The following is a 5,918-nucleotide window of genomic DNA, read 5'->3' as shown; positions in this document are numbered from 1 at the left end:
GAGGAGCGAGCGGACACCCAGTTGCTGTCATACCTGCGTATGCGGAAGAGCAACATCGCCGGCGAAGCGGGCAGACCGGAACTGGCGATCGCTCTTGCCGATGCCGCTTTGACGAATCCGAGCAAGCTGACGCCCAAGCTTCGGGCGGTCGCGCTACGTCAGCAGGCGCATGGCTACGCGGTAATCGGCAACTTCACCGCCTGCGCCCGTGCCTTGGATCAAGCCCAGGAATTCGCGGCCTCTCCCGACGAGAACCAGAACGACATGGCCGGCTACTGTACGAGCGGCTACATCGCGATGGAGGCCGCCAACTGCTGGGTCGAGCTCGGTCACCCCGACATGGCTCTGCACGCTCTACAAGACGGGCTGGCGGCATGGCAACCCGGGAGCCGGCGAGATCTCGGAGTGGGATTGGCACGACTCGCTACCGCCCATGCCGACCTCGGCGAGCCTGACGAGGCGCTGGAAGTTGCCGGCCACTCCCTGGCAATCCTCGCCGATACTCGCTCGAGTCGCACGGCCCGCCAGTTGCGTTGTGTGGCAGAAAAACTCGAACAGCGCGGTCACCCCGGCTACGCCAGGGAACTCAACCACAGTTTGCGGCGGGCTCTGCGAGGCCCGACAATGGCGGTGAGGAGAAACAAGTGGACCTGATCACCACAGCGACATCAACCGACGAGGCTGGTCGCAATGCGACCGTGGCCGTCTTGCCCGTCGGAAGCTTCGAACAGCACGGTGATCACCTCCCACTGATCACCGACACCGCTATCGCCTGCCTCATCGCACAGCGCCTCGCGGACGAGTACAACCTGTTCCTGCTACCGCCGATCACGATCTCGTGTTCGCACGAGCACGAAGGCTTCGCCGGGACCGTCAGCATCACTGCCACGACCCTCATCGCAGTGATCGAGGACATCCGGGCCTCACTTCGTCGTTCCGGCATCGGCAAGCTCGTCTTGGTCAACGGACATGGCGGGAATTACGTCCTGTCCAATATCGCGATGCAAGCGAACGTCGGCGAGCGGAGTGTCATCTTGTTCCCCGGCAAGGACGAGTGGAACGCCGCGCGGCGGCAGGCGGAGATGAGCACCAACGCCCATGACGATATGCACGGGGGCGAACTGGAGACCTCGATCCTGCTCCACTCCCGACCTGACCTCGTCGGTGATACATGGCGCGATGCCGACCACGATGCGATAGACAGGCCACACCTGCTCACCACGGGGATAGCGCGCTACACGTCGAGCGGCATCATCGGGCGTCCCTCGCTGGCAACCGCTACAAAAGGCAAGGCGGCACTGGATAGTTTGGTGACCTCGTTCGCTGATCATCTCAAGATCCTCAACGAGTAACGCATCAGCGGTTGGAATCAGCTGCGGCGCTTTGCTATACGCCATCAACAGCCTGACCATAGGCAGTCGAGACCAGAAACTAATCTGCGGGCGCGGCGTCCCGCGGTGCCGGAGCTGCTCGGCACGGCCCTTCCGGCGAGTGAAAGTGAGGCCGCGCGGGTTCGTCGGCTAGGAGACTCGACCTCGAGGGTTGGCACGAAAGGCCCACTAGTGTCGAAGATGCTCGTCGTCACGCCGGGGTGAAAGGAACTCGAAAGTGAATGAAATTCGACCATTGCGTACATAACATCGCTGGTCATGAAGTGTGCTCCCCGCGCATGCGGGGATGAGCCCTACGAGGGCGACAAAGAGTTCTCGGCGATGCTGGTGCTCCCCGCGCATGCGGGGATGAGCCCGCGAGCGAATAAAACTAGGCAGCCAACGCCGGGTGCTCCCCGCGCATGCGGGGATGAGCCCGCGCCCCGCTACCCGTGGGGCCGCCGCACCATGTGCTCCCCGCGCATGCGGGGATGAGCCCGGCGGCCAGTGGGGGCTCGACGCCGACGGTTCGTGCTCCCCGCGCATGCGGGGATGAGCCCAGTGCGAGGCAATCTGGAATGCCACCGTCCAGGTGCTCCCCGCGCATGCGGGGATGAGCCACACCGCCGATATCGACCTGGTGCTGTCCAGCCAGTGCTCCCCGCGCATGCGGGGATGAGCCCTTCGCGCCACCGCGCACGCGGCACAGAACGGCGTGCTCCCCGCGCATGCGGGGATGAGCCCCAAAATTGAACTCCGGACGCGCCGGCTGTCGGGTGCTCCCCGCGCATGCGGGGATGAGCCCAACCGCAACGAGTCCGACGTGACCAAACTCGAGTGCTCCCCGCGCATGCGGGGATGAGCCCCGCTGGCCGCCGGCCCGCACCTCGAACAGGTGGTACTCCCCGCGCATGCGGGGATGAGCCCGAGCAACGGGCGAAGGTCTGGGAGGACGTGCTGTGCTCCCCGCGCATGCGGGGATGAGCCCGCCAGATCGGCGATATGTGGGGTTGGGGTCGAGTGCTCCCCGCGCATGCGGGGATGAGCCCAACGCCGCCGGCACCACCCTGTTCACGGTGCAGTGCTCCCCGCGTATGCGGGGATGAGCCCTCAGCTTCTGTCAACGCAACGGGGCGAACTCGGTGCTCCCCGCGCATGCGGGGATGAGCCCGTGCGCCGCGGCGCACGCATCCGGCGTGAATGGTGCTCCCCGCGCATGCGGGGATGAGCCCATCACCACCGGATGGATGTTCCGGGACGAACCAGTGCTCCCCGCGCATGCGGGGAGAGCCCGCCTGGATCGACGGCCGGTCGGTGACCAAGCTGTGCTCCCTGCACATGGGGATGGGCCCCAGGTCCTCGCCGACTCATACGCGCCGGCTGGCCTGCTGCCTGCCACGCGGACACCACACGCAGTGGCGTGCTCCGCGCGGAAGCTAGACCAGACCAACCTGGAGTGTGCTCCCGCGCAAGCGTTGGTTGGGACTGCTACACCCGGCGGCAGATCGTTGGCACGGCCTATTCAGCCTATTCAGTTGAGAATGGCAAAGTCTGGCGGATAACAAAGACTTCGAGGCATTAAACCTGTTGGGCTACATACTGTTACAGACGAAGCACGCGGTTTTCGGCCGTCTAGGTTTAAATCGACGGTGCCCTGTCGGCGGTCGGTTGTACGCTGCGGTTCGTCCGCAGTGCTGGACTGCGGGGACCGGTGAGGGGGGGTTCGGTGCTCTCGGATGCGGCCTTGTCTGCCTGGGCGAAGAGCGACCGGGAGGGCGGCAGTCTTTCGCTGTTTCGGCATCTTTCGGATTCGGTGGCTGTGGCTGACCTGGTCTGGGATCGGTGGTTGCCGGGGCACACGAAGGAAGCGATGTCGGCCGGATTGCCGGCGGGCGTCGAGGATGGCCGGCTGTTGTTTCGATGGTTGGCCGGTGTGCACGACATCGGGAAGTTGACTCCGGCTTTTGCGTGCCAGGTCTGGCCTTTGGCAGAGACGATGCACGACAAGGGTCTACCGCTCGAGCGTGAGCCCGCCAATCGGCGCGCACTCCCGCACGGATTGGCGGGTGACATTGAGCTACAGAGGTTTCTGCGTGAGCGCGGGTGGGCCAAGAAGGTGGCGCGCACGTACTCGGTGGTCGTGGGCAGCCATCATGGGATGACACCGACGATAGGGGAGTTGGCAACCGCGCCGCACGAGATTTCGTTGCTGGGCGGGTCGCCGTGGCAGCACGCGCGGCAGGAACTACTCGAACACTTCACGGCGACCGCGGGTGTCTCGGAGCGGCTGGAGTGTTGGCGGACGTGTCCGCTTCCCGTGACGGTGCAGGTTTTGATGACTGCCGCTGTGATCATCTCGGATTGGATTGCGAGCAAACAGGACTTGTTTCCGCTCGATAGCGCACGAGTGTCGTCGGCGGAGGCTCGGCAGGCGTGGGCAGTGCTGAACCTGCCGGCGCCATGGGCGCCCGCGCTCGACCTTCCGCTGGCCGCTGACGGAGCCGAGCTTTTTCGAGCGCGGTTCGACATGCCTGAGGGTGCAAGCTTGCGTCCGCTGCAGTCGGCCTGCGTGCGTTCGGCCTGCGAGATGCCGGAGCCGGGGGTGATGGTCGTGGAGGCTGCGATGGGGGAGGGGAAGACCGAAGCTGCATTGCTGGCCGCTGAGGTGCTGGCGTGCCGCTTCGGGTTCGGCGGAGTATTCGTGGCGTTGCCGACGATGGCCACCTCGGATGCGATGTTCGGTCGAGTACGGAAATGGGTTGACCGGTTGCCGGATGCGGCGGGGAGCATGTTCCTTGCACACGGCAAAGCGGCGTTGAATCCGGGATTTTCGGAGCTGCGTCGCCGCGGGTTCGCGTCCATCGGTTGCGATTGCGGCGACAGCGGGGTCACTGCACATGCCTGGTACGTCGGAAAGAAGGGGCCACTGGCGAATGTCGTTGTGGGAACGATCGATCAGGTGTTGCGTGCAGCCTTGAAGACGCGCCACGTGATGCTTCGGCATTTGGCGCTCGCCAACAAGGTGGTTGTCATCGATGAGGTGCACGCGGCCGACGCGTACATGTCGACATACCTGGCGCGGTGTCTGGAATGGCTCGGCGCCTACCAGGTTCCAGTGATCCTGCTATCTGCGACACTGCCGCCGGCGCAACGGCAAACACTGGTTGAGGCGTATCGGCATGGGCGCGGCGGCGGCGCGCAAATCGAGGACTCAGGGCCGTCGCAACAGTACCCAGCAGTCACGGTTTGGCCTCCGGTTCGGGAACCGACCCGTATCAGCGCGTCGGGGCGGTCGCCGATGGGGGTCCGGATAGAAAAGATCGATGACGGGCTCGACGAGCTTGTAGCGACGATGCGCACTGCCCTCGACGCTGGGGGTGTCGCGGGCATCGTATGTAATACGGTTGCCCGCGCGCAGCAGGCCTATGAGGCGCTGCGAAGCTCCGGCGACTTCCGGGATGACGAATTGCTTTTGGTTCATTCACGTTTCGTTTCGTCGCATCGCGCCGTGCTGGAATCGGGGCTACGTGCGCGACTGGGTCCCCCGTCCGCCGCAGCGACTGTGCCGCGTCCGACGCGCTACGTGGTAGTCGGCACTCAGGTGATGGAGCAGTCGCTGGATATCGACCTGGATCTGCTCGTGAGCGACCTTGCCCCGATCGACTTGCTTCTGCAGCGGATCGGCCGGCTGCACAGGCACGCACGGGAGGGACGTCCGGAGCGGGTGTCGATGCCACGGTGCCTGCTGCGAGGAGCTCAATGGTCGGTGATTCCTCCGGTGCCCGGCGCTGGGTCGGTTGCGGTCTACGGCTCGGCTCGACTACTGCGCGCTGCGGCGGTACTCGCGGGGAACGGCGCGGTCATGCATGTGCCCGAAGATATTCCGAGACTGGTTCGTGAGGCTTACAGGGAGTCGCCGATTACTCCCCCCGGGTGGGAAGCCGCGATCACCGAGGCGGAAGAGAAGTGGCAGCAATGGCTGCACCGCCAAAGGGACAGAGCAGAAACATATTTGTTGCGCAGCCCCGTCAGCGCTCGAGTGACGTTGCACGACTGGTTGACGGCCGATGTTCCCGAGGGTGACGCTTCGGTCGGCGGGCAGGCCCAGGTGCGTGACGGCGAAGACACGATCGAGGCGATCGTTGTTCAGCGCAGGGGCAACGACGTCGTGATGCTGGATGTGGTACCAGGTGTGGGTGGTCGGCCCGTCCCGATCGAGGGCCCTCCGGATCGAAAGCTCGCTAAAGCGTTGGCGGCTTGCACCATTCGCTTGCCCGCCGCACTGACTCGATACGGGCGAATCGGCGCGGTGATCGACGCCCTCGAAGACACCTGGTATCCGGGGTGGCAACAGGTGCACTGGCTAGCCGGTGAACTGGTGCTCGAGCTCGATGAACAGCAGCGCGCGACGTTGGCCGGCCACCACCTTCGTTATGACGCCCTACTCGGGTTGATCATCGAACGGATGGACGGGACGAAATGACCAATACTGCTCCGCGATTCGATCTCTTGGAAGAGCCATGGATTCAAGCGATTGACTTAGATCTT

At 64.6% G+C, this 5,918-nt stretch carries 3 protein-coding genes and 1 CRISPR repeat array; all 3 genes read left to right on the top strand.

What is annotated here, in order from left to right; genetic code table 11:
- Positions 1-654: NsdA family TPR-like regulatory protein (locus ON37_RS18655; protein ID WP_505786327.1), on the top strand; the 654-nt coding region annotated here is incomplete at its 5' end.
- Positions 645-1,352, top strand: a complete 708-nt coding sequence (locus ON37_RS18650; RefSeq protein WP_040720971.1) for a creatininase family protein — start codon at positions 645-647, stop codon at positions 1,350-1,352. The genes ON37_RS18655 and ON37_RS18650, both read left to right, overlap by 10 nt.
- A 304-nt stretch (positions 1,353-1,656) precedes the next feature.
- Positions 1,657-2,664: direct repeats of the CRISPR family, unit length 29 nt; unit sequence GTGCTCCCCGCGCATGCGGGGATGAGCCC.
- A gap of 432 nt (positions 2,665-3,096) precedes the next feature.
- Positions 3,097-5,853, top strand: coding sequence for a CRISPR-associated helicase/endonuclease Cas3 (locus ON37_RS18645; protein WP_051031764.1), 2,757 nt, complete (start codon positions 3,097-3,099; stop codon positions 5,851-5,853).
- Positions 5,854-5,918: the final 65 nt, after the last annotated feature.

This window comes from Nocardia veterana NBRC 100344 (assembly GCF_000308855.1).
Lineage (GTDB): Bacteria > Actinomycetota > Actinomycetes > Mycobacteriales > Mycobacteriaceae > Nocardia > Nocardia veterana.
This window is presented reverse-complemented; position numbering and strand designations above follow the sequence as displayed.